This is a genomic window from Bordetella genomosp. 7, from assembly GCF_002261265.1.
In the GTDB taxonomy this organism is placed as follows: Bacteria; Pseudomonadota; Gammaproteobacteria; order Burkholderiales; family Burkholderiaceae_B; genus Bordetella_A.
The window spans coordinates 725,256-749,773 of record NZ_NEVK01000003.1 but is presented as its reverse complement, the minus strand read 5'-3'; the positions used below and the strand labels follow the sequence as shown (position 1 = coordinate 749,773).

General features: G+C 66.3%; 24 protein-coding genes. 9 read left to right on the top strand and 15 right to left on the bottom strand.

The annotated features are described in order from the left end of the window. Together CAL19_RS05900 and CAL19_RS05895 are read right to left on the bottom strand one after the other, a co-directional pair. Window positions 1-426 (bottom strand): group II truncated hemoglobin, encoded by a 426-nt coding sequence (locus CAL19_RS05900; RefSeq protein ID WP_094796248.1) that lies wholly within the window; start codon window positions 424-426, stop codon window positions 1-3. Then, window positions 426-2,960 carry an ABC transporter permease gene (locus CAL19_RS05895; RefSeq protein WP_026639384.1) on the bottom strand — a complete coding sequence of 845 codons (2,535 nt, stop codon included), beginning with the start codon at window positions 2,958-2,960 and terminating at the stop codon, window positions 426-428. The genes CAL19_RS05900 and CAL19_RS05895 overlap by 1 nt, the downstream gene beginning before the upstream one ends. A gap of 107 nt (window positions 2,961-3,067) precedes the next feature. Here CAL19_RS05895 and CAL19_RS05890 point away from each other — a divergent pair, with 107 nt between their 5' ends. The 4 genes from CAL19_RS05890 to CAL19_RS05875 all read left to right on the top strand — a co-directional run bounded on the left by CAL19_RS05890 (window position 3,068) and on the right by CAL19_RS05875 (window position 6,509). Beyond that, window positions 3,068-4,045 (top strand): TRAP transporter substrate-binding protein, encoded by a 978-nt coding sequence (locus tag CAL19_RS05890; protein ID WP_094796247.1) that lies wholly within the window; start codon window positions 3,068-3,070, stop codon window positions 4,043-4,045. A gap of 190 nt (window positions 4,046-4,235) precedes the next feature. Beyond that, window positions 4,236-4,736 carry a TRAP transporter small permease gene (locus CAL19_RS05885; protein WP_026639382.1) on the top strand — a complete coding sequence of 167 codons (501 nt, stop codon included), beginning with the start codon at window positions 4,236-4,238 and terminating at the stop codon, window positions 4,734-4,736. Window positions 4,737-4,802: 66 nt separating this feature from the next. Then, entirely contained in the window at window positions 4,803-6,080 is a 1,278-nt protein-coding gene (locus CAL19_RS05880; protein ID WP_026639381.1) for a TRAP transporter large permease, read from the top strand. 30 nt (window positions 6,081-6,110) lie between these two features. Beyond that, a complete protein-coding gene (locus tag CAL19_RS05875) occupies window positions 6,111-6,509 on the top strand; it encodes a hypothetical protein (protein ID WP_094796246.1) in 399 nt (132 codons plus the stop codon). Window positions 6,510-6,535: 26 nt separating this feature from the next. Here CAL19_RS05875 and CAL19_RS05870 read toward each other — a convergent pair whose 3' ends face one another. From CAL19_RS05870 to CAL19_RS05860, 3 genes are read right to left on the bottom strand one after another with little or no spacing between them, the layout of a single operon-like run. Continuing rightward, complete coding sequence (locus tag CAL19_RS05870) at window positions 6,536-9,013, bottom strand: branched-chain amino acid ABC transporter ATP-binding protein/permease (RefSeq protein WP_094796245.1); 2,478 nt, start codon at window positions 9,011-9,013, stop codon at window positions 6,536-6,538. Further along, on the bottom strand, window positions 9,010-9,888 hold the full coding sequence (locus CAL19_RS05865) for a branched-chain amino acid ABC transporter permease (RefSeq protein WP_026639378.1): 879 nt from the start codon (window positions 9,886-9,888) through the stop codon (window positions 9,010-9,012). Before CAL19_RS05865 ends, CAL19_RS05870 begins: the two co-directional genes overlap by 4 nt. A gap of 17 nt (window positions 9,889-9,905) precedes the next feature. Then, complete coding sequence (locus CAL19_RS05860) at window positions 9,906-11,087, bottom strand: ABC transporter substrate-binding protein (RefSeq protein WP_094796244.1); 1,182 nt, start codon at window positions 11,085-11,087, stop codon at window positions 9,906-9,908. A gap of 273 nt (window positions 11,088-11,360) precedes the next feature. On the opposite strand from CAL19_RS05860, the gene CAL19_RS05855 reads away from it, so the two are divergent. Genes CAL19_RS05855 through CAL19_RS05840 form a run of 4 tightly spaced genes read left to right on the top strand, consistent with a single transcriptional unit; the run spans window position 11,361 to window position 14,723 of the window. After that, window positions 11,361-11,795: a hypothetical protein gene (locus tag CAL19_RS05855; protein WP_094796243.1), complete on the top strand. Its 435-nt coding sequence runs from the start codon at window positions 11,361-11,363 to the stop codon at window positions 11,793-11,795. After that, the gene (locus CAL19_RS05850; RefSeq protein ID WP_026639375.1) at window positions 11,792-12,724 is read left to right on the top strand and encodes a polysaccharide deacetylase family protein; all 933 of its coding nucleotides are present in this window, start codon (window positions 11,792-11,794) and stop codon (window positions 12,722-12,724) included. The genes CAL19_RS05855 and CAL19_RS05850 overlap by 4 nt, the downstream gene beginning before the upstream one ends. Then, window positions 12,721-13,956, top strand: a complete 1,236-nt coding sequence (locus CAL19_RS05845) for an amidase (protein WP_094796242.1) — start codon at window positions 12,721-12,723, stop codon at window positions 13,954-13,956. The genes CAL19_RS05850 and CAL19_RS05845 overlap by 4 nt, the downstream gene beginning before the upstream one ends. Before the next feature lie 23 nt (window positions 13,957-13,979). Then, complete coding sequence (locus CAL19_RS05840) at window positions 13,980-14,723, top strand: GntR family transcriptional regulator (RefSeq protein WP_094796241.1); 744 nt, start codon at window positions 13,980-13,982, stop codon at window positions 14,721-14,723. A 4-nt stretch (window positions 14,724-14,727) separates the two neighbouring features. Here the strand turns inward: CAL19_RS05840 and paaK are convergent, their stop codons facing one another. From paaK to paaA, 9 genes are all read right to left on the bottom strand, one after another. Beyond that, window positions 14,728-16,041, bottom strand: a complete 1,314-nt coding sequence (gene paaK, locus CAL19_RS05835; protein ID WP_026639374.1) for a phenylacetate--CoA ligase PaaK — start codon at window positions 16,039-16,041, stop codon at window positions 14,728-14,730. Window positions 16,042-16,118: 77 nt separating this feature from the next. Beyond that, a complete protein-coding gene (gene paaI / locus CAL19_RS05830) occupies window positions 16,119-16,589 on the bottom strand; it encodes a hydroxyphenylacetyl-CoA thioesterase PaaI (protein ID WP_026639373.1) in 471 nt (156 codons plus the stop codon). After that, on the bottom strand, window positions 16,589-17,374 hold the full coding sequence (gene paaG / locus CAL19_RS05825) for a 2-(1,2-epoxy-1,2-dihydrophenyl)acetyl-CoA isomerase PaaG (protein WP_094796240.1): 786 nt from the start codon (window positions 17,372-17,374) through the stop codon (window positions 16,589-16,591). Before paaG ends, paaI begins: the two co-directional genes overlap by 1 nt. Window positions 17,375-17,387: 13 nt before the next feature. Further along, window positions 17,388-19,052, bottom strand: coding sequence for a phenylacetic acid degradation protein PaaN (gene paaN, locus CAL19_RS05820; RefSeq protein WP_026639371.1), 1,665 nt, complete (start codon window positions 19,050-19,052; stop codon window positions 17,388-17,390). 51 nt (window positions 19,053-19,103) lie between these two features. Beyond that, window positions 19,104-20,192 (bottom strand): 1,2-phenylacetyl-CoA epoxidase subunit PaaE, encoded by a 1,089-nt coding sequence (paaE, locus tag CAL19_RS05815; RefSeq protein ID WP_094796239.1) that lies wholly within the window; start codon window positions 20,190-20,192, stop codon window positions 19,104-19,106. Window positions 20,193-20,210: 18 nt separating this feature from the next. After that, the gene (gene paaD / locus CAL19_RS05810) at window positions 20,211-20,681 is read right to left on the bottom strand and encodes a 1,2-phenylacetyl-CoA epoxidase subunit PaaD (protein ID WP_094796410.1); all 471 of its coding nucleotides are present in this window, start codon (window positions 20,679-20,681) and stop codon (window positions 20,211-20,213) included. Between the two features lie 38 nt (window positions 20,682-20,719). Continuing rightward, window positions 20,720-21,484, bottom strand: coding sequence for a 1,2-phenylacetyl-CoA epoxidase subunit PaaC (gene paaC / locus CAL19_RS05805; protein WP_094796238.1), 765 nt, complete (start codon window positions 21,482-21,484; stop codon window positions 20,720-20,722). Between the two features lie 9 nt (window positions 21,485-21,493). Then, the gene (gene paaB, locus CAL19_RS05800) at window positions 21,494-21,778 is read right to left on the bottom strand and encodes a 1,2-phenylacetyl-CoA epoxidase subunit PaaB (protein WP_026639367.1); all 285 of its coding nucleotides are present in this window, start codon (window positions 21,776-21,778) and stop codon (window positions 21,494-21,496) included. A gap of 70 nt (window positions 21,779-21,848) precedes the next feature. Beyond that, a complete protein-coding gene (gene paaA / locus CAL19_RS05795; RefSeq protein WP_026639366.1) occupies window positions 21,849-22,838 on the bottom strand; it encodes a 1,2-phenylacetyl-CoA epoxidase subunit PaaA in 990 nt (329 codons plus the stop codon). 160 nt (window positions 22,839-22,998) lie between these two features. Here paaA and paaX point away from each other — a divergent pair, with 160 nt between their 5' ends. Beyond that, entirely contained in the window at window positions 22,999-23,976 is a 978-nt protein-coding gene (gene paaX, locus CAL19_RS05790; RefSeq protein ID WP_094796237.1) for a phenylacetic acid degradation operon negative regulatory protein PaaX, read from the top strand. Here paaX and orn read toward each other — a convergent pair. Continuing rightward, window positions 23,966-24,511 carry an oligoribonuclease gene (orn, locus tag CAL19_RS05785; protein ID WP_026639365.1) on the bottom strand — a complete coding sequence of 182 codons (546 nt, stop codon included), beginning with the start codon at window positions 24,509-24,511 and terminating at the stop codon, window positions 23,966-23,968. The two genes, paaX and orn, sit on opposite strands and share 11 nt — an antisense overlap. Window positions 24,512-24,518 lie beyond the last annotated feature (7 nt).

The following is a 24,518-nucleotide window of genomic DNA, read 5'->3' as shown; positions in this document are numbered from 1 at the left end:
TCAGTCGTCACGATTGCGCATCCAGTCGGCCACGCCGTAAAACGCCTCGAGCAGGCGGTCGATCAGTTCGGGCTCGAGCCCCTGGTCCTGCATGGCGCGGCCCATGCAGGCCACCCACTGGTCGCGCTCGAGCCGGCCGATGGAAAACGGCAGGTGGCGCGCCCGCAGGCGCGGATGCCCGTAGCGCTCGATGTAATAGTTGGGCCCGCCAAAGTATCCGCACAGAAACAGGAACAGTTTTTCGCGCGCGGAATCCAGGCTCGGGCCATGCGTGGCGCGCAATTCGGCCAGATCGGACTCGATGTCCATCAGGTCGTAGAAACGGTCGACCAGGGCGCGCACGGCCGGCTCGCCGCCCAGCGATTCGAACAGCGTCGTCGAGGTTTGCAGGGATTCCACCTTGGGTTGGACACGGGTAGCAGTCATCAGGTTTCTCGAAGAGTCAGCAACGCGGGCGCGCGCAGCACGCCGCGCAGGGCCAGCGCGGCGCCGCCCCACGCAGCGGCCATGCCGCCGCCCGCTCCGGCCAGCCACGGCCAGGCGCTGAAGGTAATGCGGAAATCGAATACATAGGTGGACAGGGCCCAGGCCACGGCCGCCGATCCGGCTGCCGCCAGCAGCCCCGCCAGCGCCCCCACCGCCAGCACTTCCAGGCGCTGGGCGCGCGCGAGCTGGGCGCGGGTCGCCCCCAGGGCGCGCAGCACGGCGGCCTCGCGCACGCGCTCGTCGCGCGTGGCGGTCAGGGCCGCAGCCAGCACCAGCACGCCGGCGGCCAGCGCAAATATGAACAGCACCTGCACCGCCTGGGTCACCTGCTGCAGCACGTTCTGCAGCTGGTTCAGAATGGCGCCCACATCGAACACGGTAAGGTTGGGAAACTGGCGCAGCAGTTCACGCGGCATCTCGGCCAGACTGGCCGGCAGATGAAACGACGTGATCCAGCTCTGCGGCATGCCCTGCAGCGCCGCCGGGGACAGCACGGCAAAGAAGTTGACCTGCATGGAATCCCAGTCGACGCTGCGCGTGCCCGCCACGGCCACCCGCACCGGCTCGCCGGCAATATCGAACGTGAGCTCGTCGCCGGCATTCAGGCGCAGCGACCGGGCCAGGCCGCTCTCGAGCGACACTTCGGGCACGTCGGGCCGCAGCCAACGCCCCTGTTCGACGCGATTGCCTGCGGGCAGCGACTCGCCATAAGAAAGGTTGAACTCGCGGTTGACCAGGCGCTTGGCGCGCGGCTCGTCGTAGTCATCCGGCCCGACCGTACGGCCGTTGATGGCGACCAGGCGGCCTCGCACCATGGGCCACAGCGCCACGTCGCGCAGACCATGCCCGGCCAGGAAATCAAGCACCGGCTGGCGCTGGTCCGGCTGGATGTTGATCAGGAAACGGTTGGGCGCGTCCGGCGGCAGCGTACGCTGCCACCCCGACACCAGGTCGGTGCGGGTCATGGCAAGCAGCAGCAAGGCCATCAGGCCGATTGCCAGTGCGCATACCTGGGTGATGGTGGCCGCGCGGCGGCGCACGACCCCGGCGAGGGCAAAACGCAGCGTGGGCATGCCGGCGGCCAGTCGGCGCAAGCGAGCCAGGCCCAGCACGCAGAGCCATGCCACCAGCGCAAATGCCGCAAAGGCCGCAAGGAATCCGCCGGCCACCACGGCCCCCAGGCGGGCATTGCCGGCAAACCACCATATCAGCAGGGCGAAGCCGGCGGCTCCGAAGGCATATCCCACCGCGCTGCGGGCGCGCAAGGTATCGGCATCGCGCCGCAGCACCCGCGCGGGCGGCACGTGGCGCAGTTGCGCCAGCGAAGGCAGCGCAAAGCCCAGCAACAGCAGCACCCCTGTGACCAGGCCCTGCAGGGCCGGCACGGCCGATGGCGCAGGCAGGCTGGTGTCGATAAGGCCGCCCAGCACCGCCACCAGGCCCTGGTGCACGGCATACCCCAACAGGCAGCCGGCCGCAGAGGCAAACACGCCTACCAGCGTGAACTCGAGCACCAGCATGCGCGTGATCTGCGCCTGCTGCGCGCCCAGACACCGCATGACCGCAATGCCGTCGCGGTGCCGCAGCATGAAGCGGCCGGCCGCCAGGGCCACCGCCACCGCAGAAATCAGCACAGCCAGCAAGGCCACCAGCGACAGGAAGCGCTGCGCGCGATCGAGCGTGCGCTGCACTTCCGGGCGGCCCGATTCCAGCGTGGCGAGCTTCTGGCCGCGCTGCAGGTTCTGCTGCAGCCACGCGGAATAATCGGCCACGGCCGCGGGCTCGCCCGCCACCAGCAGGGCATGGCCGATGCGGCTGCCCGGAGCCACCAGCCCCGTGGCCGGCAGGTCGTCGGCGCGCATCATGACCCGCGGCGCCACATTGACGAACTGCATGCCTCGATCGGGTTCGTAGGTGATGACGCGCGCCACACGCAAGCGGCTGTCGCCCAGCCCGATGGTGTCGCCCACGGCGATATCGAGCAGGGCCAGCAGTTGGGAATCTGCCCATACCGTGCCCGGCGCCGGGATATCGCGCGTAGGCTCGCCTGCTTCGTGGAATGCGCCGGATACGCGCAGGCTGCCGCGCAGCGGATACCCGGGTTCGACCGCCTTCAGCGACACGAGCTGCGCCGCGTCGCCCGCGCTGGCCATCGACGGGAACTGCAGGGTGCGCGACACCTGGAGCCCGCGCTCACGGGCCTGGTCGGCAAACATTGCGGCGATGGGTTCGTCTGCATCAAGCACCAGATCGGCGCCCAGCATCTGCGCGGCGTCGCGGTCAAGCGCACGGCCGACGCGGTCGGCCAGGAACCCCACGCTGGTGACCGCGGCCACCGCCACCACCAGAGCCAGCACCAGCAGGCGCAGCTCGCCCGCCCGGGCGTCGCGCATCATCATGCGGGCGCCCTGCCGCAGCGCGGCCACCAGGCCGGCGGCGGGCGTGCGGGCGGAAGAATCAGGGAAATCCATCATTTTGCAATGGTAACCAATGGTCGGTTTGTAAGGGGAATGCCGCTATGATGCGCCCTGGGCGTAACATGCGACCGCCAATATCCAGATTTGTTCACGGAGAAGACACTATGCGTAAGAACTGGCTAGCCGCCACCCTGGTGGCTGCGTGCGCGGCTACCGCCGCCCTGCCCGCAGCCGCCCAGAATACCCTCAAGATGGCCTATGCGCTGTCGACGTCGTCGCACTACGGCGCGGGCGCCGAGGCCTTTGCCAAGTCCATCGAAGGCACGACCAACGGCAAGTTCAAGGTGCAGCAGTTCCCCAACAGTGCGCTGGGCGGCGAACGCGAAGTCATCGAAGGCCTGCAGATCGGCACGATCGACCTGGCTATTGTTTCTACCGGCGCCACGCTGAACTTCGTGCCCGAGACCGGCGTTTTCGACATCCCGTTCCTGCTGCGCGACCTGGACCACGCCCGCAAGGTGCTCGACAGCCAGATCGGCCAGGACATGCTGGCCAAGTTTCCCGATCGCGGCATCGTGGCGCTGGCCTGGGGCGAGCAAGGCTTTCGCCACCTGACCAACAACGTGCGCGCGGTAAAAACCCCCGCCGACGCCAAGGGCCTGAAGATCCGCACGACCGAAAACCCCATCCATATTGCGGCCTTCCGCCAGATCGGCATTCTGCCCACCCCCATGGCGTGGCCCGAAGTCGCCACGGCGCTGCAGCAAGGCACCATCGACGGCCAGGAAAACCCGCTGTCGGTGATCACATCGGCCAAGCTGTCGCAGATTCAGAAGCACCTGTCCCTGACCGGCCACGTGTACGGCCCGGCGCTGGTGCTGATGTCGGCCAGTGTGTACGAAAGCTTGTCCGACAGCGACAAGGCGGCATTCACTCAGGCGGGCAAGCTGTCGGCGCAGGCCATGCGCGATTACGTCGACAACATCGAGAAAACCGGCGTCGAGCAGCTGCGCAAAGAAGGCATGGAAGTCACCGTTGAGGTCGATCGCGATGCATTCGCCGCGGCGGTCGAGCCGGCCTATGCCGAGTACTACAAGAAATACGATAAGAAGCTGATCGAGGCTATCCGCGACACCAAGTAAGCCCCCGGGCGGGCCTGCCTGGGCCACCGCTGGCCCGGGCAGCCCCCTGGTCCAGGCCGCGGCGCCCGGCCCGGCCTGGCGGGACGCCGATCCGGCGTGCACCGCCCCGGCCACCATGCAAGGATGGCCGCGCCGCCCGCCGCCGGCCCCCGCCCCGCCCCACCCCCGTCTGCGTATTCCGGAACTCACCATGCGCCTGCTCCGTCTCGCCGAACGCCTTCTTTTCAAGGGCGTGTCGATCGTCGCCCAGATCCTGCTCGTGGCCGCCGCCATGGCTGCTTTCTATCAGGTCATTGCCCGTTTCATCCTGCAATCGCCCGCCGACTGGAGCGAGGTGCTGACGCGCGCGCTCTTGATCTGGACGGTATTGCTGGGCATTTCGCTGGCTTTCCGGCGAGGCGCCATGATCAGCGTCGAATTGCTGCACAACCGCCTGCAGGGCCGCATGCAGCGCGCGCTGGAACATCTGATCGCGGTGACATGCCTGGCATTCCTCGCGTTCATCGCCTGGATCGGCGGCCATATGACCTACCGGGTGCGTTTCCAGAACGTGCCCAGCCTGGATATCTCGATTTCCTGGATCTACCTTGCGATCCCTGTGGGCTGCTCTCTGGCGGCCATCGCGGTGCTGACGCGCTGGCTGCTGGGCGCCGACGAGCCCGACCTGGTGCGCAACGACGCGCAAGGCTGATGCTCAACTGCGGCCGCCGCCCCCACCGGGCCGGCTACACAAAGACGACACTATAGGCAGCTTGCCATGTCTCAATTGATGATTCTTACGATGCTGATCTTCTTCGGGCTGTCGGTGCCCGTGGCGATCGCCATCGGACTGGCCGCCCTGACGGGCGTATCGCTGGCCGGGCTGCCCTGGCTGGTAGTCGCCCAGCAGCTGTACGCGGCGCTGGACAAGTACCCCCTGGTGGCGGTGCCCTTCTTTATCCTGGCCGGCAACCTGATGGAAGCCGGCGGCATTTCCGACCGCATGGTCGAGTTCGCCAAGAGCGTGGTGGGCGGCGTGCAGGGCGGGCTGGCATGCACCTGCGTGCTGACCTGCATGATCTTCGCCGCGGTGGCCGGCTCCAGCGTGGCCACCACGTTCGCCGTGGGCGCCATCCTGATCCCCGCGATGATACGCCACGGCTACCCGGCGCCCTTTGCCGCATCGCTGCAGGCCAGCGCCGCCGAACTGGGCGTTGTCATCCCGCCATCGATTCCCATGATCCTGTTTGCCGTGTCCACCGACACATCGACCGGCGAACTGTTCATTGCCGGCGTGGTGCCTGGCATCCTGATCGGCGGCGCATTGATGCTGTATGTGTGGCTGTACGCCAAGCGCCATGGCCTGGGCAAGCTCGATGGCGAGGGCCGCCTGCCGCTCTGGCCGTCATTCAAGCGTGCGTGGCTGGCGCTCTTGATGCCGGTGATCATCCTGGGCGGCATCTACGGCGGCGTCTTCACGCCCACCGAGGCCTCGGTGGTGGCCGTGATGTACGCAGTGGTGGTGGGCAAATTTGTTTACCGCCGGCTCGGCTGGCGCACGTTGTCCGAGACCCTGCATCGTTCGGTGATATCGACGTCGGTCATCATGTTCATCATCGCCAACGCCGGCGTGTTCAGCTTCCTGTTGAACCGGGCGGGCGTACCGGATGCCCTGGGCCAATGGCTGGCGCAACTGTTCCACGACAAGACGGCTTTCCTGCTGGGCGTCAACGCCGCCCTGTTCGTCATCGGCATGTTCATCGAAACCTCGGCCTCGGTGGTGGTGCTGGCGCCGTTGCTGCTGCCGGTGGCGATGCAGTTCGGCGTGGACCCTGTTCACTTTGGCGTGATCATGGTGGTGAACCTCGCCCTGGGCATGATCACCCCGCCGTTCGGCGTGAACCTGTTCGCGGCATGCGCGGTGGCAAAGCTGCCGCTCGAACGGCTGATCAAGCCGCTGATTCCTTTCGTGCTGGTGGTGGTGGCCTGCCTGATGGTCATTACCTACTGGCCAGGCCTGTCGCTCGGCCTGCGCGACCTGGTGTACGCCAAATAGGTTGCCGCATGTGATACCGTTGCTGGCGAGATGAACGTTCCATTTCCCATCCGCCAGGAATGCCCGCCGGGGGCCTGCAAGTGCGACCGCGACACGCTGCTGGCCACGCCCGGCAGCGATGTCCGCGTGCTGCGCCTGACCCGCGAAGAAGAAAAGCGGCTGGTGGCGCGGCTGGAGACGCTTTCGAGCCTGGAAGACCTGCGGCGCATGCAGCAGCTGATGCATGCGCAGCTGGGCATGTCGGTCACCGTGGCTCCCGGGCCGAATGAAGTGCGCACCGTGCGCGGCCTGCGCATCGAAATTGCCGACCAGCCGGGGCTATGCCAGAAAACGCGCCAGACCGTGCCCGCGGCCATACGCCGCGGCCTGGAGCGCAACCCCGAAATCGTCTACGCGCTGCTCGATTCTTACGACCTGCTGGGCGGATAGCTTCGCAGCCGGCGACGCACACAAACTCAAGCATGGCCGCCCAGGTACGCCTCGGCAAGCTCGTCGTTGCCGGCGATGTCGGCGGCCGTGCCCTGCGCCACCACATGGCCGCCTTCCATGACGTAGGCCCGGTCGGCCAGCGCCAGAGCCAGTCCGGCCATCTGGTCCACCAGCAGGATAGTCATGTTTTCGTCACGCAGTCGGTCCAGCGACGCAAACAACTCGGCTATCACCTTGGGCGCCAGGCCCAGCGACGGCTCGTCGAGCAGCAGCACGCGAGGCCGGCTCATCAGGCCACGCGCCACGGCCAGCATCTGCTGTTCGCCGCCCGACAGCAGTCCAGCGCGCTGATGCAGGCGTTCGCGCAGCCGCGGAAAGCGGTCCAGCATCGCTTGGACGCGCGCTTCGCGATCGTCGGGGGCGCGGAAGGCGCCCAGGCGGATGTTGTCCAGCACCGAGAGTTCGGGAAAGACCTGCCGGCCTTCGGGCACCAGCACCAGGCCCAGCGCCACCACCTGCTCGGCGGGCAGGCCTTCGAGCGGATGCCCGTCCACATGCATGGCGCCCGACTGGCTGCGATGCAGACCGGCCAGCGTACGCATCAGGGTCGATTTGCCGGCGCCATTGGCGCCAAGCAAGGCCACCATTTCGCCGCTGCGCACCTGCAGCGTAATGCCGTGCAGCACCGGCTCTGCGCCATAGCCGGCCACAAGGCTGTCCACGCCCAGCAGTTCGGCGCCGGCCCGCGCCCCGCCCGGCTGGCGAGCCGGCATATCCAGTGACTCGCCCAGATAGGCCTGCCGGACTGCCGGATCGTTCTGCACTTGCGCAGGCGTGCCCACGGCCAGCCGGCGCCCGGCGTCCAGCACGACCAGCTGGTCGGAAATCGACATCACCAGGGTCATGTCATGCTCGACCAGCACGACGCCTATGCCCGCGTCGGCAATCCGGCGCAGCAGCGCGCCCAGCATGCTTTTGTCTTCACGCGACAATCCGGCGGCGGGCTCGTCAAGCAACAGCATGTCCGGATCGGTGGCCAGCGCGCGGGCAATCTCCACCAACCGCCGGTCGACGTGCGCCAATCCGGCTGCGTTCGCAGTGGGCGAGCCTTGATAACCGCAGAACGCCAGCAGCGCGCGCGCCTGCTCGCGCGCCGCCTTGCCATGAAAGCGGCCAGCCGAAAAGAGCCCGCCCAGCCGGCCGCGCCCCATCGCCAGCACCACGTTGTCCTCCACGCTCAAAGAACCGAACAGCTGCGAGGTCTGGTAAGTGCGGGCCAGCCCGGCGCGCGCGATACGGAATGCCGCAAGGCCGTCAAGTTTGCGCGCAGCCAGCGCGACCTTGCCCGATGAGGGCCGGTAGAAGCCGCTGAGCATGTTCAGGGCGGTGGTCTTGCCCGCCCCGTTGGGGCCGATCAGGCTGGTGACTTTGCCCGCAGGCATATCCATGCTCAGGTCGCTGACTGCATGCACGCCGCCGAAGGTGATGCCCAGGCCGCGCGCGGCCAGCGAAGCGCGGTCGCGGCGAGGCAGCTTGGGCTGCGCGGTGACGCGCACGCTGGCATCGGCGCCGGCCGATGCCGATTTGCCGAATACCTGTCGCCACAGTCCCACCACGCCGTCGGGCGCCACCCACAGCACCAGCAGCAGCAAGGCGCCGAAGAACAGCAGGCGGTAGTCTTCCAGCGATGCCAGCAGTTCGGGCAGCACGCCCACGATAACGGCGCCGATGATCGGCCCCGCCACCGTGCCCGCGCCCCCGATGATCACCACCAGCACAAACAGGATGGACTGCATGAAGCTGAAGGTATCGGCCGTGACAAACCCCGACAGCGCGGCGAACAGGCCGCCGGCCAGCCCGGCGGCGGCGGCCGACAGCGTGAACGCGACGGTCTTGATCACCAGCTGGTTCAAACCGATGGACTGGGCGGCCGTGCCGCTGTCGTTAATGGCCCGCATGGCGGCGCCCCAGGGGCCGCGCGCCAGCAGCGCATAGCCTGCCAGCAACACTAAGGCGGCCGCCACCGCCAGCACCGTCACCGTCTGCTCGGCGGTCCATGCGGCGCTGATCTGCGGCGGCAGGATGCCCATGATGCCGCTCTGCCCGCCAGTCAACTCGGGCATCTCGACGATCGCGTGCTGCACGATAAAACTGAAGGCGATGGTGATCATCGCCAGGTAAGGCCCCTTCACGCGCAGCGCCGGAAGCGCCAGCAGCGTGCCCAGGGCAGCCGCGAGCAAGGCGCCCGCGGCCCAGGCAGGCCAGAAGCTCCAGCCGGCCTTGGTGGTTAGCACGGCGACGGCATAGGCGCCCACCGCATAAAAGCCCACATGCCCGAACGACACCTGGCCGGTAAGCCCCAGCAGTACATTCAGGCCAATGCCGACCATGGCGATCAGCACCACATTGGCCAGCACGAAAACGTAGTAGCTGTTCAGCGTAAACGCCAGCGCCAGCACCAGGACGGCGATCGCGCCGCTGAACATCAAAGACTTGGAGCTCATACTTTCTTGACCTCTGCCCGTCCGAACAGGCCGTTGGGCCGCATGGCCAGTACCGCGATCACCAGGGTGAACGTAATGATGTGTGTGTATCCCGAGCCCAGCGTGACGGTGATCAGGGCTTCCGCCACGCCGAAGATCAGGCCCGCGATCATGACGCCCCAGGCGCTGGATATGCCGCCCAGGATGGCCACGGCAAAGGCCTTCAGCCCGAACAGCGTGCCCATGTCGGCGGTCACGTTGAACAGCGGCGCGATCAGCATGCCCGCGATGCCGGCAAGCAGCGTGGACACGGCATACGTGGCCGCCACGGCGCGCCTGATCGGGATGCCCATCAAGCGCGCGGCGTCACGGTTCTGCACCACGGCCAGCAGCGCGATGCCCCAGCGCGTGCGGCGCGCAACCAGATGCAGCGCCGCGGCCAGGGCCAGGCCCACCAGTGGAATAAGCAACTGCAGCGGATACACGCCCAGGCCCAGCCCCGATACCTCGATAGGCGTCACCGCCAGGGGGGATGGCAGGCTGCGCGGCTCCTTGCCGAAGGTGTGCATGACCACGTTGTCGAGCACGATGCCCAGCGCCACGGTAGACATCAGCCAGGCATTGGAACCGCGCGACGCGAACGGCCGCACCGCCAGGAACTCCACCAGCAGCCCGTACAACGCGCAGCACAGCAGCGCCAGCACGATGGCGGGCGCCAGGCCCCAGCCCAGCGTCTGCGCAAACGTGAAGCACAGCACCGCCCCCAACATCATCGAACTGCCCTGGGCAAAGTTCACCGTTCCCGATACTGAATGGGTGATATGAAAGCCCAGGGCCATCAGGCCGTACATGCTGCCCAGGCCCAGTCCGCTGATCAACGCCGCCAGCAATTGCATCATCCGCTCCCCGGCGCTTACTTCACCAGCCCGACGGGCAAGATGCGGTCATCGATGAACTGGGCCCACACGTAGTCCTGGGCAGTGATGGCGTCGTGACTATCGGCCGCGAATGGCTTCTTGTACTGCTTGATCAGGCCATCGTAGTTGTCGATCTTGTAAAAGCCCTGGCGGATGGCGTCGCCATCGGTCGAGCCGGCATTCTGAATGGCCAGCGCCGTCAAGTGCATGGCGTCATAGGCGTTGGCCACGCCCACGGCCGGCGTGATGTCTTCCGGGCCCTTGACGTTGGAGTACTTGGCCTTGAGCGCATCGATCACTTTCCGGCCCACGGGCGATTGCTCGCCGAAGAAGCTGTACGTCTGCACGAAATGCACGTCCTTCGCATTGGGGCCGGCCAGTTCGGTGAAACGGCCGCCCGCGGGCCCCCAATGCGAAACCACGGGCACTTTCCACCCCATGCGATCCAGCGACTTCACCACCTGGGCCGACGGACCGACGTTGCCCACCATCATCAGCACGTCCGCGCCGGCGGTCTTCAGGCGGCTTAGCTGGGGCACCACGTCAACCTCGTTGCCGTCGAATTTCTCGCTGCCCACCGGCTTCATGCCCTTGGCGGCAAGCGCGGCCACCAAGCCTTTCTGGTTCGACTCGCCCCAGGGGTTGTTGACCATGATCAGGCCATACTTCGTCGCGCCGAAGGTCTTCTCGGCGTAGTCGACCATCGCCGCGTCGACGATTTCGTCCACCGCCGAAACACGGAATACGTAGTTGGGCTGTGCACCGTTCTTGGTGATGGGTGTGCCGGCTGCCCAAGGGCCCATGAAGGGCACCTTGGCCTGGTTGACCAGCGGCACGATCGCCAGCGATACCGGCGTGTCGAGCCCGCCGAAGATCACCGCGACCTTTTCTTTGTGGATCAGTTCGCGCGCGGCCACCACGCCCTTGGCGGGGCTGGCCTCGTCGTCACGGCGCACCAGTTCCACGGGGCGCCCGTTCAGCAAGCCTCCCGCGGCGTTGATCTCGTCGATGGCCACCTGCAGGCCTCGGCTGATAGCCTCGCCTGCCAGGGCGGACTGACCCGACAACGCAGTGATCAAGCCGATCTTGATAGGCTCGGCCGCCTGCGCCGCAGCGGCCAGGCTCGTGCAGGCCACTGAAAATACAACACTGAAGAAGGTGCGGCGGAATCTGGACATGGCGCTCTCCTGTAGGGCAGTTTGTGTAGAAGGCCTTTGCAGGCCCTGCCCTGCTTCAAGCAAGACCTATGCCAACTTCAGGCTTTTTGCCGACAAACTGGCATGTTGTTTGCTTCAATGCTCAATAGGTTTTGTCGTCAATCCGGCCGCATCTATTGACGACGATTCGAGGAACCGGGGCCACCGCGGCAGCCACGCAACGACACACTGCACGCCGGCCCTTCATTGCCACAGCAGCCATGCACCACAATGACGCAAACATGGGAGAAAACCATGCATGACGCACCAGAACAGCCCGTCGAGGGCGACGGCTTCGATCCCGCCGGGATCGTCGACACTTACCTGACCACGTTGATGAAGCCGGACCCCGACGGCGCGCGGCGCTACGTCAGCCCGCAGTTGCGTATCCGCTTTACGGGCGGACGCGAAATGCGTGATCCCGCCGAATGCGCGGCGTTCAACAGCTCGCGTTATGCGTGGGTCAAAAAGCGCTTTGAATCCACTGATGTCGTGGCTGGCGCCACGCCCGCGCGCTCGGTGGTGTACAACCGAGGCACCCTGTATGGCGAATGGCTGGACGGCACGCCCTTTGAAGGCAATCGCTATATCGATCGCTACGTGGTGTGCGATGGCCTGATCACCGAGATGGACGTCTGGAATGACAGCGCCGAATGGCTGCTGGCCAGGGCGGGGTTGGCCACGCTATGACGGCAACCCGGCAAGCCTCGCATGCCTTCGGGCCGCCGCCCACCCACGGACGTTTCGACTATTCCGCGATCCATGCGCGGCCCGACTACCACTGGCCGGGCCGTGCGCGCCTGGCGGTATACCTGGGCTTCAACCTGGAGCATTTCGCGTTTGGCGGCGGCCTGGGCGCGCGGCTGGGCGCAAGCTTCGGCGAACCCGACGTGCTCAATTACGCCTGGCGCGAATACGGCAATCGTGTCGGCGCCTGGCGCTGCCTGGAACTGTTTGAATCCCTGGGCCTGCCGGCCGGCGTCATTGCCAATACGGCAATACTCGATCACTGTCCGGAACTGATCCGCGCGTTCACGGCGCGCGGCGATGAACTGATCGCGCACGGCCATACCAATGCCGAACACCAGGCCGCCTATGACGAAGCAACCGAACGCGCACTGCTGGCCCACTGCGCAGACCGCCTCGCCGCGTTTACCGGAATGCGGCCTGCCGGCTGGCTGTCGCCATGGATCGCAGAATCGACGCTGACTTGCGACCTGCTGGCCGAAACCGGCTACCGCTACACGCTCAACTGGTGCCACGATGACCAGCCCACGCGCCTGCGCACGCGCGGCGGACAGCCGCTATGGGCTGTGCCGTACCCGCAGGAAGTCAACGATATACCCATGATCGTGGCCCGGCAGCTGGACGGAAAGGACTTCGCCCAGCTCATCATCGACAACTTCGATGAGATGCTCGAGCAGTCGCACAGGCAGCCGCTGGTGATGGGTATCGCCCTGCACCCCTACCTGGTGGGCCAGCCATACCGGCTGCGCCACTTGCGCCGCGCGCTGACTCATATCGCCCGCCAGCGCGACGGCGGCCATGTCTGGTTCACTACGCCGGGCGCCATCTGCGCCCATGTCGACGCGCTCACCATTGCGGAAACCCTGCCATGACTTCCAGCTCCAACTCCCTGCCTTTTTCTGACACCGTCGGCGCGTGGGTGCCGCACGGCCACTTCACCGTTTCGCCCACCGGCAGCGGCGCGCTCGACGGCCTGAACTTCGCCGCCAAGGACCTGTTCGACGTGGCGGGCTACTGCACGGGCGCCGGCAACCCGGCCTGGCTCGACACCCACGCGCCGGCCGCCGGGCACAGCGCGCTGGTGGCCCGGTTGCTTGCAGCCGGCGCGACGCTGCACGGCAAAACCTTGACCGACGAACTGGCCTACAGTATTCATGGCGCCAATATTCATTACGGCACGCCGCTGAACACGCGCGCGCCCGACCGCGTGACGGGAGGATCGTCCAGCGGCTCTGCCGCCGCGGCCGCCGCGCGCCTGGTGGATTTCGCCCTGGGCACCGACACCGGCGGGTCGACGCGCGTTCCGTCCAGTTACTGCGGCCTGTGGGGCCTGCGCACCACGCACGGCCGCCTCAGCGCCACGGGCGTCGTGCCGTTGTCGCCGCGGTTCGATACGATGACGTGGATGGCCGCCGATGCCCACGTTTTCGAGCGTGTGGGAAGCGTCCTGCTGAACGACGAAGCCGGCAGAACGTGGCGCGGCGCTGTATTGCTGACCGACGCACTGGCGCAGGCGGACGCCGTTTTTGCGCCGCTCGCGCACAAAGTCGCCCAAGCGCTGGAACGCGACGCCGGGCTGCGCGTTGAACGCGCCCCGGCATCGTCGCACCACCTGGATACCTGGCGGCAGACCTACATCACGGCATCCGCCCACGATGCCTGGCAGACACATCGCGACTGGATCGCGAGCGCCCGCCCCGTGTTCGACCGCGCCATACAGGGCCGCTGGGACGCGGCATCCCGCGTCACGCAAGGCGATGCCGCACAGGCCTATGCCATGCAGGCGGTGCTGCGCGACGAGGTGCGCGGCCTGCTTGGTGCAGACAGGATAGGCATCCTGCCCTCCGCTTCCAGTATCGCGATTGCACGCGACGCGGACCCGGCCTCGGTCGACGCCATACGCGCCAGCACCTTCCGCATTACGGCGATCGCCGGGCTGGCGGGGCTGCCCCAGGTGAATATCCCCTATATCGGATCCGACGGCATGCCGGCGGGCATCTCGCTGCTGGGGCCAGCCGGCAGCGATCTGGCGCTGATCCGCCTGGCGTGCGCTGCAGGACGATCCACGGCAGCCCTGGGAACCTCGGCGCAAGCCGCGGTGTGACGACGCGCGCTGGACTCACGACCATGACTGCCAAGTCCTCCAAGCAGCCGCGCCGCGCCGACCACGCCGAGGCGCACATTTATCAATCGGTGATAGACGGCGTCATGAGCCAACGCCTGCGCCCCGGGACGAAGCTTCCCGAGGTGGCATTGTGCGAACTGTTCGGTGTGGGCCGCAGCATCGTGCAGAAGGCATTGCAGCGCCTCGCGCATGACCATGTCGTGGAATTGCGGCCCAACCGCGGCGCATCGGTGGCCATGCCCACGCGCGAAGAAGTGGGCCAGTTGTTCGAGGCGCGGCGCGCTCTCGAAGCGGCGATTCTGCCTCTGGTGGCGCGGTCGGCCGGCCGGGCCGACTACGCGATGCTGCGACGGCAATTGCGCGATGAGCATCGCGCCATGCATCATGCGCCGCAAACTCACTGGGCGCCCCTTGCCAGCGCATTCCACCTGAAACTGGGCGAACTCTCGGGCAACCCGCTGCTGGCGCGCTACCTGAGAGAAACCATATCGCGTTGCTCGCTCGTCGTTGCCATTTTCCAGCCGCCGGGCAACGCCGCCTGCGAGCACGACGAGCACGCGCGCGTGCTCGACCACCTGGAACAGGGGCGCGTGGCTCAGGCCATTGCCGAAATGGACACGCACCTGCGCGACCTGGAAGCGCATATCCGGCTCGTGCAGGAACCTTCGGAGCGCAGCCTGGCCGACATGCTGGGGCTGGAACAGGCTGCGCCGGCTGCGGCCGCATTGACCATACGGCCCGCCTGAGCGCTCAGCGCGGACGCTTGTCGATCACCCGGCGGGCCTTGCCCGTCAGCGTGCGCTCGACGAAACCTCCGGCGGCCACGCGCACGCGGGCCGTCACGCCGATATAAGACTTTACGGCGTGCTGAAGCTGCCCGGCCAGCGCCTCGCGCTCGGATTCGCCCAGGTGCGCGAACTCATCGCGCACTTCGGTCAGGATCTCCAGCTGGTCCAGGTGTCCCTCGCGCGTAAGCACCAGCTGATAGTGCGGCGCCAGCTGCGCGATCTTGAGCACCTGCTCTTCTACCTGCGTCGGAAACAGATTCACGCCGCGCACGATCAGCATGTCGTCGCTGCGGCCGGTGATCTTGCCGATGCGCCGCATGCTGCGCGACGTGGGCGGCAGCAGGCGCGTCAGGTCGCGGGTGCGATAGCGGATGACGGGCATCGCCTCTTTGGTAAGCGATGTGAACACCAGTTCGCCGGGCTCGCCATCGGCCACCGGCTCGCCGGTATCGGGGTTGACGATCTCGGCGTAGAAGTGGTCTTCCCACACCACCGGGCCATCTTTGGTTTCGACGCATTCGCTGGCCACACCCGGCCCCATGACTTCGGAAAGCCCATAAATGTCGACCGCGTCGAGCCCGGCCTCGGATTCGATGTCCTGGCGCATCTGGCCGGTCCAGGGCTCGGCGCCGAAAATGCCGATGCGCAGCGAACTCTGGCGCGGATCGATGCCCTGGCGACGCTGCTCTTCGATGATGTTGCAGAAATACGATGGCGTGACCATGATGATGTCAGGCCGGAAATCGTTGATCAGCTGCACCTGCTTTTCGGTCTGCCCGCCAGACATCGGCACCACCGTGCAGCCCAGGCGCTCGGCGCCGTAATGCGCGCCCAGCCCGCCCGTGAACAGGCCGTAGCCATAGGCCACGTGCACGATGTCGCCGGGCTTGCCGCCGGCCGCGCGGATCGAGCGCGCCACCAGCCCCGACCAGTTCTCGATGTCGCGGGCCGTATAGCCCACCACCGTGGGCTTGCCCGTCGTGCCGCTGGACGCATGGACACGCACCACCTTTTCGCGCGGCACGGCAAACATTGCATAGGGATAGTTATCGCGCAGGTCCTGCTTGGTGGTGAACGGAAACTTGCTGATGTCGGAGAGCTGCTTCATGTCGTCCGGATGCACGCCGGCGGCATCGAAGGCCCGCTGGTAATGGGGCACATTGCGGTAGGCATGCGCCAGCGTCCATTTCAGGCGTTCGAGCTGCAATGCTTCGATTTCGTCGCGGCTGGCATGTTCGATGGGATCCAGCCCGGGCCTGCTGTCGGTGATGGACATGAAACGTCTCCTGGTTATGCTTGGCGGCGCCTGGCCGCTTTATCGTATTGAGTCTGGCTACACAGAAAATACTGCGCTCACGTATCGGAAGGCGTGCCGACGATCTGCCCCTTGATGCGGTACGAGCGTCCCCGGAACAGCGCCACTTGCCGGCCTTCCTGGTTGGTGATGGTCACGTCATAGACGCCCGTGCGGCCTGCCAGCGAACGCTCCTGCGCCACGGCGGTGAGCAGGTCGCCCGCAAGGCCCGGAGCCAGGTAATCGATATTGCAACCCGAGGCCACCGTGCTGACATTGCGCGAATTGCACGCAAATGCGAACGCGCTGTCGGCCAGCGCAAAGATGAACCCGCCGTGGCACGTCTTGTGTCCGTTCAGCATGTCGGGCCGCACGCGCATGGTCAATTGCGCATAGCCCGGGCCGATCTCGACCACTTCCATGCCCAGGCCTTGCGACGCGGCGTCGGCCGCATACATCGTGGCGCCCACCGCCTGCGCGAGTTCCCGCGGATCGGCGGGGATGTCGGTGTCCGGTAAAGACGTGCTCATCAGCGCCCCTTGAATTGCGGTTCGCGCTTGCCCAGGAAGGCAGCCACGCCTTCGGCATAGTCGGCGCTGCGGCCCAGCTCGCGCATCAGGTCGCGTTCGAGATCCAGCTGGGTAGACAAGTCGTTCTGCAGGCTGGCATTGAGCGCCTGCTTGGCGCCAGCCAGGCCGCGCGTGGGCGCCGCCGCGAAATGCGCGGCCAGCCGCTCCAGTGTGGCGTTGAACTCGTCATCGGGCACGCACTGCCAGATCAGCCCCCAATCCTGCGCCTGGCGCGCGGAAAGCTTGTCGCCCAGCAGCGCCAGCCCCATGGCGCGCGCGCGCCCCACCAGGCGCGGCAACGCATAAGTGCCGCCAGTGTCGGGAATCAGGCCCAGCTTGCAGAACGACTGGATGAAGCTCGCGGATTCCTTGGCGATGACGATGTCGCCAGCCAGCGCCAGATTGGCGCCCGCCCCTGCCGCCACGCCGTTGACGCCAACCAGCACGGGCATGGGCAACGCCTGCAGCCGGCGCACCAGCGGCGCGTAATACTTATCGACGGTCTCGCCCAGGTCTGGCGGCACGCCGTTGCTTACCTGCCGCTCGTTCAGGTCCTGGCCGGCGCAGAAGCCGCGCCCGGCGCCGGTGATCACCAGCACCCGCGCACCCTCGGCTTCGACGCGCGCCAGCGCATCGGCCACCTCGCCGTGCATGGCGGCAGTGAAGCTGTTGAGTTTGTCGGGGCGATTGAGCGTCAGCCGCGCAATGCCGCCCGAAAGTTCGAACAATATGCTTTCGTAAGTCATGGCAGGCTTCCGGTCAGATATGGCGGCGCGTCTGTACGACGCGGAAACGGTTGGCCACGAACGCCGAATCCGACAGCGCCGCATTGGCGGCGGGGTTGGCGCCGGTGCCGTGGAAATCGCTGAAGGCGGCGGTCTGGTTCACGAACACGGGGCCGGTCAGGTTCATCGACAGGGCCACGCCCGCCAACTCGGCGGCATCCTGTACTTGACGCGCCACGTCGTCGTCAGACGTATACGCTGCCAGCGACAGTGCGCCATGCCGGACCACGCTGTCACGCGCCAGGTCGATGCTGTGCGCGGTGCTGTCGGTGGCCACCACAAAGGCTATCGGGCCAAACCATTCCTTCCAGATCGCCGCGTTGTCCGCGTCGGCGCGCAGCAACAGGGGCGAGCGGGTCCGGGCGCCTTCGAATTGCGGGTGAGCCAACGGCTGGCTGTCGGCCACGACCGGCAGCCCCAGCGAGCGCGCCTGCTCGATGCGCGCGGCGATTCCTTCGTTCTGCAGGGCCCCGGTGAGCTCGACGGCCTTGGCCGGATCGCCGCACACCTTGCGCAAAGCGTCGCCCAGCGCCGCGGCCACATCGTCGAAACCGACGTGGCCGTCGGCCGTCCGGATGCCGCCGCGGGGCACGTAGATGTTCTGCGGCGCCGTGCACATCTGGCCCGAATACAGCGCCAGCGATATCGCCAAGTTGCGCGCCATGCCTTTGAGATCGTCGGTGGAATCGATGATCACCTGGTTGACGCCCGCCTTTTCGGTGTACACCTGCGCCTGCCGGGCGTTTTGCTCCAGCCAGTCGCCGTTGGCATTGCTGCCGGTGAAGTCGATGATCTTTACGGCGGGATCTTGCGCCAGCTGCCGGGCCGTGTCGTCATCGGCGGCATGCGCGGCCAGCTGCACGATGTCCGGATCGAAGCCCGCCTCGGCCAGTACCTGGCGGGCCACCTGCACGGTGATCGCCAGGGGCAATATTGCGCCCGGGTGCGGTTTGACGATGACGGTATTGCCGGTGGCCAGGCTGGCAAACAGCCCCGGATAGCCATTCCAGGTCGGGAATGTGCAGCAGCCGATCACCAGCGCGACGCCGCGCGGCACGATGGTGAAGCGCTTTTCCATCTTGATGGGATCGTGCTTGCCCTGCGGCTTTTCCCAGGTCACCACGCCGGGGATGCGCGACATTTCCTGCCAGGCATAGGCCACTGCTTCGACGCCGCGGTCCTGCGCGTGCGGCCCGCCCGCCTGAAACGCCATCATGAAGGCCTGGCCGGTGGTGTGCTGCACGGCATGGGCGATTTCGAAGCTGCGCCGGTTCAGCCGGGTCAGGATCTCGAGCGATACACCCACCCACGCCTGCGCGCCGGCGCGCCGCCATTGCTCCAGGGCCCGGCTGGCGTTGCGCACCAGCGTGGCCGGCGGCACGCGCGGATACGCGATGTCCAGCGCAAAGCCGTAAGGCGACTGCTCGCCGCCCACGGCGCCTTGCGCGCCGGTCAGCTCGATTGCAAAAGCCTTGCCGCGCAGCGCCTGGAAAGCCGCCTGCCCTTGCTCGGCGGCCGTCTCGCCATAGTGGCGCGGGCTGGGCGACTCGGCAAACGGGCTCCAGTAGCCCCTGTCGGCGGCAGCGGCCAGCGCGCGCTCCAGCAAGGGCTTGTGGCGTTCAAAGAATTCTGATGACACAGGCAGTCTCCGTGTGAGTATGGCTTGAATGTAGGGTGTGGGCCAGGCGGCTCAGGTTTCCTGATCGAAGTCCAGCACCAGCCGGTCGGTGACCGGGTAGCTCTGGCAGCTGAGCACGAAACCGCGCGCCACTTCATAATCTTCGAGCGCGAAGTTGGCATCCATGTCCACTTCGCCTTCGATTACCTTGCACCGGCAGGTTGAACAGACGCCGCCTTTGCATGAGTAAGGCAGTTCGATGCCCTGGGCCAGCGCCGAATCGAGCACGCTGTCCTTGTTCTTTTCGATAAAGAAGCTGCGCCGGTGGCCGTCCTGCACCACCGTGACCTCGCATTGCCCCTTGCCGGGAGCGGGCGGCTGATCGCGCCCGGTGCGCAGCGCGCGCGGCCCGCGCGGCGCGCCAAACAGTTCGAACTTGATGTGCGACTTGGGTATGCCCCGGTCCTGAAGGCGCTGCACCACGCTTTCGGTCATGATCTGGGGGCCGCAGACAAAGGCGTAATCGATATCGTCGACCCGCAGCCAGCAAGACAGCAGTTCGTCCACCTTGTCGCCATCCAGGCGGCCGTTGAACAGCTCGATATCCTGGCTTTCGCGGCTCATGATGTACACCAGCGAAAACCGTTCCATGTAAAGGTTCTTCAGGTCTTCGATCTCTTCGCGAAACAGCACCGACGACGACGCGCGATTGCCGAAAAACAGCGTGAAACGGCTGTGCGGCTCGGTGGCCAGAGCGGTTTTCACAAGCGAAAACACCGGCGTGATGCCACTGCCGACCGCGAACGCCACATAGTGGCGCCGATTTTCCGCAGCGAAATCCACGGTAAAGCTGCCAGCCGGCGGCATTGCTTCGAGCGTCTGTCCGACCTGCAGCTCGTGATTGGCCCAGCTGGAAAACACCCCCTCGTCGACTTTCTTGATCGCCACGCGCAAGATGCCGTCGCCGGGCGCCGAACAGATGGAGTACGAGCGGCGCAGTTCCTGGCCGTCGAGCTCGGTGCGCAACGTCAGGTACTGGCCGGGACGGAAGGCGAACTGCGCGCGCAGGTCATCGGGCAGGTCGAAGGTCACCACCACCGCATCGCGCGTGTTGCGCGCAACCGATGCGACCTTCAAGGGATGGAACAATGTCTGGCTCATGGCGTGATGCTGCCCTGCTCAGTGTGTCTTGAAATAGTCGAACGGCTCCCGGCACGCCGCGCAGCGATACAGGGCCTTGCATGAAGTCGATCCGAAATGACTGACCAGGCGCGTGCGGGTCGAGCCGCAGTGCGGGCAGGCCACGGTGGGCTGCGGCAGGCGGCGGCTGATGCCGGACACGTCGATGGCGCGTTCCGCCGGCGCCGCGATGCCATACTGCCGCAGCGCCTGGCGGCCGCGTTCGGTTATCCAGTCGGTCGTCCAGGCGGGCGCCAGCCGGGTCTCGATACGCACCGGCGCCACGCCATGCCCGGCCAACGTGCGCTCGATGTCATGGGCGATTTCGCGCATGGCGGGGCAGCCGGAATACGTAGGCGTGATCGTCACCACGCAAGTTGCGCCGTCCCAGGCGACGTCGCGCACCACCCCCAGGTCCACCACCGACAGCACGGGGATCTCGGGGTCGGGCACGCTCTGCAACCACGCCATGATCTGGCGCGGGGTCGCAGCGGCGCTGGCGGCAGCGCTCACCACACGGCCCCCGGATGGGCGCGCGGCACGGACTGCATCTCGGCCAGCAGATAGCTCAAGGCTTCGGTGTGCCGGCCCTGGCGGCCGCCCTGCAGCGCGGCGTGACCGGATTCGGACGGGTCGGGCATGGACAAGGTGGCTTCGTCCAGCACTTCGCGCACATGGGCCAGCCACGGTGCGCGCAAGGAGGCCAGTTCACACCCTATGCCGCGCGCGGCCAGGTCGCGATCGACCGCGTCGTCCAGGAACAGTTCGCCCGTGTAGCGCCATGCGTCGTCCACGGCTTCTTGCATGCGCGCATGGCTTTCTGCGGTGCCGTCGCCCAGCCGCACCACCAGGTCGGAAGACCGGCGCACGTGGTACGTGACCTCTTTCAGCGACTTGCCCGCAATGGCCGCCACCCGTTCGTCGCTCGAGCGGCTCAGCTGCCCGAGCGCGAAGTAATGCCACACATCGAAGAAGAACTGCCGCGCCATCGTGTCGCCGTAGTGCCCGTTGGGGCGCTCGACCAGCGTTGCATTGCGGAACTCGTGCGCGTGCCGCCAGTACGCCAGCGCGTCCTCGTCGCGGCCCGCGCCTTCGACTTCGCCGGCCAGGGTCAGCCACATGCGCGCCTGTCCGAGCAGGTCGAGCGCGGTGTTTGTCAGCGCCAGGTCTTCTTCCAGGGCCGGGCCATGGCCGCACCATTCGGACAGGCGCTGCGACAGCACCAGCGTGGTATCGCCCATGCGCAGCAGGAACTCGAAAAAAGGCTTGTCCATGTGGCCGCCCTACATATGCTTGATTTCGTCGGGCATGGGGAAAAACGTCGGATGCCGGTACACCTTATTGTTGGCCGGATCGAACAGGGGTTCCTTGTCGCCCGGGCTGCTGGCCACGATGTCGCAGGCCCGCACCACCCAGATGCTCAGCCCTTCGTTGCGCCGCGTGTATACGTCGCGCGCGTGGTTCATCGCCATTTCTGCGTCCGGGGCATGCAGGCTGCCCACATGCTTATGGGCCAAGCCGTGCTGGCTGCGGATGAAGACTTCCCACAGCGGCCATTCCTTGCTCATGATGCGTGTCCTTCACTGACTGGCCGGCAGGCCCGGCCCGAAAACAATGTTGCCCGTCGCGCGGCGCGGGTCAGGCTACCTTGCGGCGCTCGTGCTTCTCGGCATAGGCGGCCAGGCCGTCGCGCACCCAGGCGCCTGCTTCGTGGGCCTTCTTGCGCGCCGCCAGGCGTTCGCGATTGCACGGGCCATGGCCCTTGATCACGGCGTAGAACTCGTTCCAGTCGATTTCGCCGAAATCGTAATGGCCGCGTTCCGCGTTCCATTTCAAGTCGGGATCGGGAACCTTCAGGCCCAGGTATTCCGCCTGCGGCACGGTCTGGTCCACCATCTTCTGGCGCAGCTCGTCGTTGGAAAACAGCTTGATCTTCCACGCCATCGACTGCGCGCTGTTTGTCGACTCGGCATCGGAGGGGCCGAACATCATCAGCGCCGGCCACCACCAGCGGTTCAGGGCATCCTGGCACATCTGCTTCTGCTCGGGCGTGCCATGGCGGCACATCTGGATCAGCAGGTCGTAGCCCTGGCGCTGGTGGAAAGACTCTTCTTTACAGACGCGCACCATGGCGCGCGCATACGGGCCATATGAACAGCGGCACAGCGGAATCTGGTTGATGATGGCCGAGCCGTCGACCAGCCAGCCGATCATGCCGATGTCGGCCCAGCTCAGCGTGGGGTAATTGAAGATGCTGGAATACTTGGCGCGCCCGGCGTGCAGATCGTCGACCAATTCGTCGCGGGACGCCCCCAGGGTTTCGGCCGCGCTGTACAGGTACAGCCCATGGCCGCACTCGTCCTGCACCTTGGCCAGCAGAATGGCCTTGCGCTTGAGCGACGGCGCGCGGGTGATCCAGTTGCCCTCGGGCAGCATGCCCACGATCTCGGAATGCGCATGCTGTGATATCTGGCGAATGAGCGTCTTGCGGTACGCCTCGGGCATCCAGTCTTGCGGCTCGATGCGCACCCCTTCGTCGATGCGGCGCTGGAATGCCTGTTCCTGGGCAGAAAGCTGGTCAAGGCTGCGAACCTGCTTTACGCCGGTATCAACCAGTTGAGCGTACATGATCGTCTCCTGTGGGTCGGCGCCGCTGCGACGGCGCGCGCCAGCCATAGGCATGGCCAAGCATGAGACGATTATTTAATACACAAATTCAATTGTCAAACCTATTTTTGTATCACATTAGATATGTGTATCATATTGCGCAATGTCATACGCACAACCGATGGCTGACTCCCCGCCCACCTCGTCTTCCCTGGCGCGCTACGTCGCCCACCTGCTCACGGACGATCCGCCCCGCGCCAAGTCGCTGTGCGTCAGTCTGCTGGGCGATGCGCTGGCCTGCCACGGCGGCGCCATCTGGCTGGGAAGCATCATCGAACTATTGGAGCCTTTGGGCATCAACGAACGCCTGCTGCGCACCAGCGTCTTCCGCCTGGTGGCGCAGGGGTGGCTGCAGGCCGAACGCCATGGGCGGCGCAGCCTGTATCAATTGTCGGACCAGGGGTTGCGCCATACCGAGCATGCTTCGCAGCGCATCTACGTCGGGCCGGCGGCCGACTGGAACGGCGAATGGACGCTGGTGGCGCTGCCGCGCCTGGGCAACAGCGGCCTGGCCGAGCGCACCGAACTGCGCCGCGAGCTGGACTGGGAAGGTTTCGGCATGATCGCGCCCGGGCTGTTCGCCCACCCTCGCGCCGACGCCCACACGGCGCACGACATTCTGGAAAAACTCGGCATCGCCGATAAGGCGCTGGTGCTGTCCGGGCGCGACCAGGCCGGCCCCGCCGGCCTGCCTATCGCCAGTCTGGCGCCGCAATGCTGGAACCTGGATGAACTGGCCGGCCAGTACCGCCACTTCTCGCAGCAATTCGGGCCTTTGGAAGCGCTACTGGACGGCGCGCTGGAGCCTGCCGACGCCTTTGCCGCCCGCATGCTGTTGCTGCACACGTGGCGCCGCATCGTGCTGCACGATCCGCAGCTGCCGGTTCCCATGCTGCCGGAGCAATGGCCCGGGCACGCCGCCCGGCAGTTGTGCGGGCGGCTGTATTGGAAACTGTTCGACGCGTCCGAGCGTCATCTGGACGCCGTGGCGGGGCGCGACAATGAACGCTACACGCCGCTGGCGCCCAGCGTATACAGCCGCTTCGGCGGCCGGCCGGATGCAGGCCCCGAGCGGCGCGGCGCGGCCGCTACACCTTGAGAAGGTGCTCGCGGTAGTACTTCATTTCTTCAATGGATTCGTAGATGTCGGCCAGCGCTTCGTGGCGGCTCTTTTTCTCGAACCCCTTGTATACCGCGGGCGCCCAGCGGCGCGCCAGTTCCTTCAGCGTGCTGACATCCAGGTTGCGGTAATGGAAGAAGCGTTCCAGGTTGGGCATGTAGGCGTACATGAAACGCCGGTCCTGGCTGATGGTGTTGCCGCACAGCGGCGACTTGCCCGCCGGCACGTGCTGCGACAGAAAATCGAGCAGTATCTGCTCGGCCTGCGCCTCGGTCAGCGTGGAAGCGCGCACCTTGTCGATGAGGCCGCTCTTGCCGTGGGTGGACTTGTTCCAGTTGTCCATCGCCTCGAGCAGGATTTCGGGCTGATGCACCACCAGCACGGGGCCTTCGGCCACCACGCTGAGATCGGGCTCGGTGACCACTACCGCAACCTCGATGATGCGCTCTTTGGTGGGATCGAGCCCGGTCATTTCCATATCGAGCCAGACCAGGCGGTTTTCGTTCGCAGCCATATAATTT

What these genes read in the sequence shown, in the direction of transcription:
- CAL19_RS05900 (WP_094796248.1), bottom strand. Translation starts at nt 426, where the DNA reads ATGACTGCTACCCGTGTCCAACCCAAGGTGGAATCCCTGCAAACCTCG.
- CAL19_RS05895 (WP_026639384.1), bottom strand. Translation starts at nt 2,960, where the DNA reads ATGATGGATTTCCCTGATTCTTCCGCCCGCACGCCCGCCGCCGGCCTG.
- CAL19_RS05890 (WP_094796247.1), top strand. Translation starts at nt 3,068, where the DNA reads ATGCGTAAGAACTGGCTAGCCGCCACCCTGGTGGCTGCGTGCGCGGCT.
- CAL19_RS05885 (WP_026639382.1), top strand. Translation starts at nt 4,236, where the DNA reads ATGCGCCTGCTCCGTCTCGCCGAACGCCTTCTTTTCAAGGGCGTGTCG.
- CAL19_RS05880 (WP_026639381.1), top strand. Translation starts at nt 4,803, where the DNA reads ATGTCTCAATTGATGATTCTTACGATGCTGATCTTCTTCGGGCTGTCG.
- CAL19_RS05875 (WP_094796246.1), top strand. Translation starts at nt 6,111, where the DNA reads ATGAACGTTCCATTTCCCATCCGCCAGGAATGCCCGCCGGGGGCCTGC.
- CAL19_RS05870 (WP_094796245.1), bottom strand. Translation starts at nt 9,013, where the DNA reads ATGAGCTCCAAGTCTTTGATGTTCAGCGGCGCGATCGCCGTCCTGGTG.
- CAL19_RS05865 (WP_026639378.1), bottom strand. Translation starts at nt 9,888, where the DNA reads ATGCAATTGCTGGCGGCGTTGATCAGCGGACTGGGCCTGGGCAGCATG.
- CAL19_RS05860 (WP_094796244.1), bottom strand. Translation starts at nt 11,087, where the DNA reads ATGTCCAGATTCCGCCGCACCTTCTTCAGTGTTGTATTTTCAGTGGCC.
- CAL19_RS05855 (WP_094796243.1), top strand. Translation starts at nt 11,361, where the DNA reads ATGCATGACGCACCAGAACAGCCCGTCGAGGGCGACGGCTTCGATCCC.
- CAL19_RS05850 (WP_026639375.1), top strand. Translation starts at nt 11,792, where the DNA reads ATGACGGCAACCCGGCAAGCCTCGCATGCCTTCGGGCCGCCGCCCACC.
- CAL19_RS05845 (WP_094796242.1), top strand. Translation starts at nt 12,721, where the DNA reads ATGACTTCCAGCTCCAACTCCCTGCCTTTTTCTGACACCGTCGGCGCG.
- CAL19_RS05840 (WP_094796241.1), top strand. Translation starts at nt 13,980, where the DNA reads ATGACTGCCAAGTCCTCCAAGCAGCCGCGCCGCGCCGACCACGCCGAG.
- paaK (WP_026639374.1), bottom strand. Translation starts at nt 16,041, where the DNA reads ATGTCCATCACCGACAGCAGGCCCGGGCTGGATCCCATCGAACATGCC.
- paaI (WP_026639373.1), bottom strand. Translation starts at nt 16,589, where the DNA reads ATGAGCACGTCTTTACCGGACACCGACATCCCCGCCGATCCGCGGGAA.
- paaG (WP_094796240.1), bottom strand. Translation starts at nt 17,374, where the DNA reads ATGACTTACGAAAGCATATTGTTCGAACTTTCGGGCGGCATTGCGCGG.
- paaE (WP_094796239.1), bottom strand. Translation starts at nt 20,192, where the DNA reads ATGAGCCAGACATTGTTCCATCCCTTGAAGGTCGCATCGGTTGCGCGC.
- paaD (WP_094796410.1), bottom strand. Translation starts at nt 20,681, where the DNA reads ATGGCGTGGTTGCAGAGCGTGCCCGACCCCGAGATCCCCGTGCTGTCG.
- paaC (WP_094796238.1), bottom strand. Translation starts at nt 21,484, where the DNA reads ATGGACAAGCCTTTTTTCGAGTTCCTGCTGCGCATGGGCGATACCACG.
- paaB (WP_026639367.1), bottom strand. Translation starts at nt 21,778, where the DNA reads ATGAGCAAGGAATGGCCGCTGTGGGAAGTCTTCATCCGCAGCCAGCAC.
- paaA (WP_026639366.1), bottom strand. Translation starts at nt 22,838, where the DNA reads ATGTACGCTCAACTGGTTGATACCGGCGTAAAGCAGGTTCGCAGCCTT.
- paaX (WP_094796237.1), top strand. Translation starts at nt 22,999, where the DNA reads ATGGCTGACTCCCCGCCCACCTCGTCTTCCCTGGCGCGCTACGTCGCC.
- orn (WP_026639365.1), bottom strand. Translation starts at nt 24,511, where the DNA reads ATGGCTGCGAACGAAAACCGCCTGGTCTGGCTCGATATGGAAATGACC.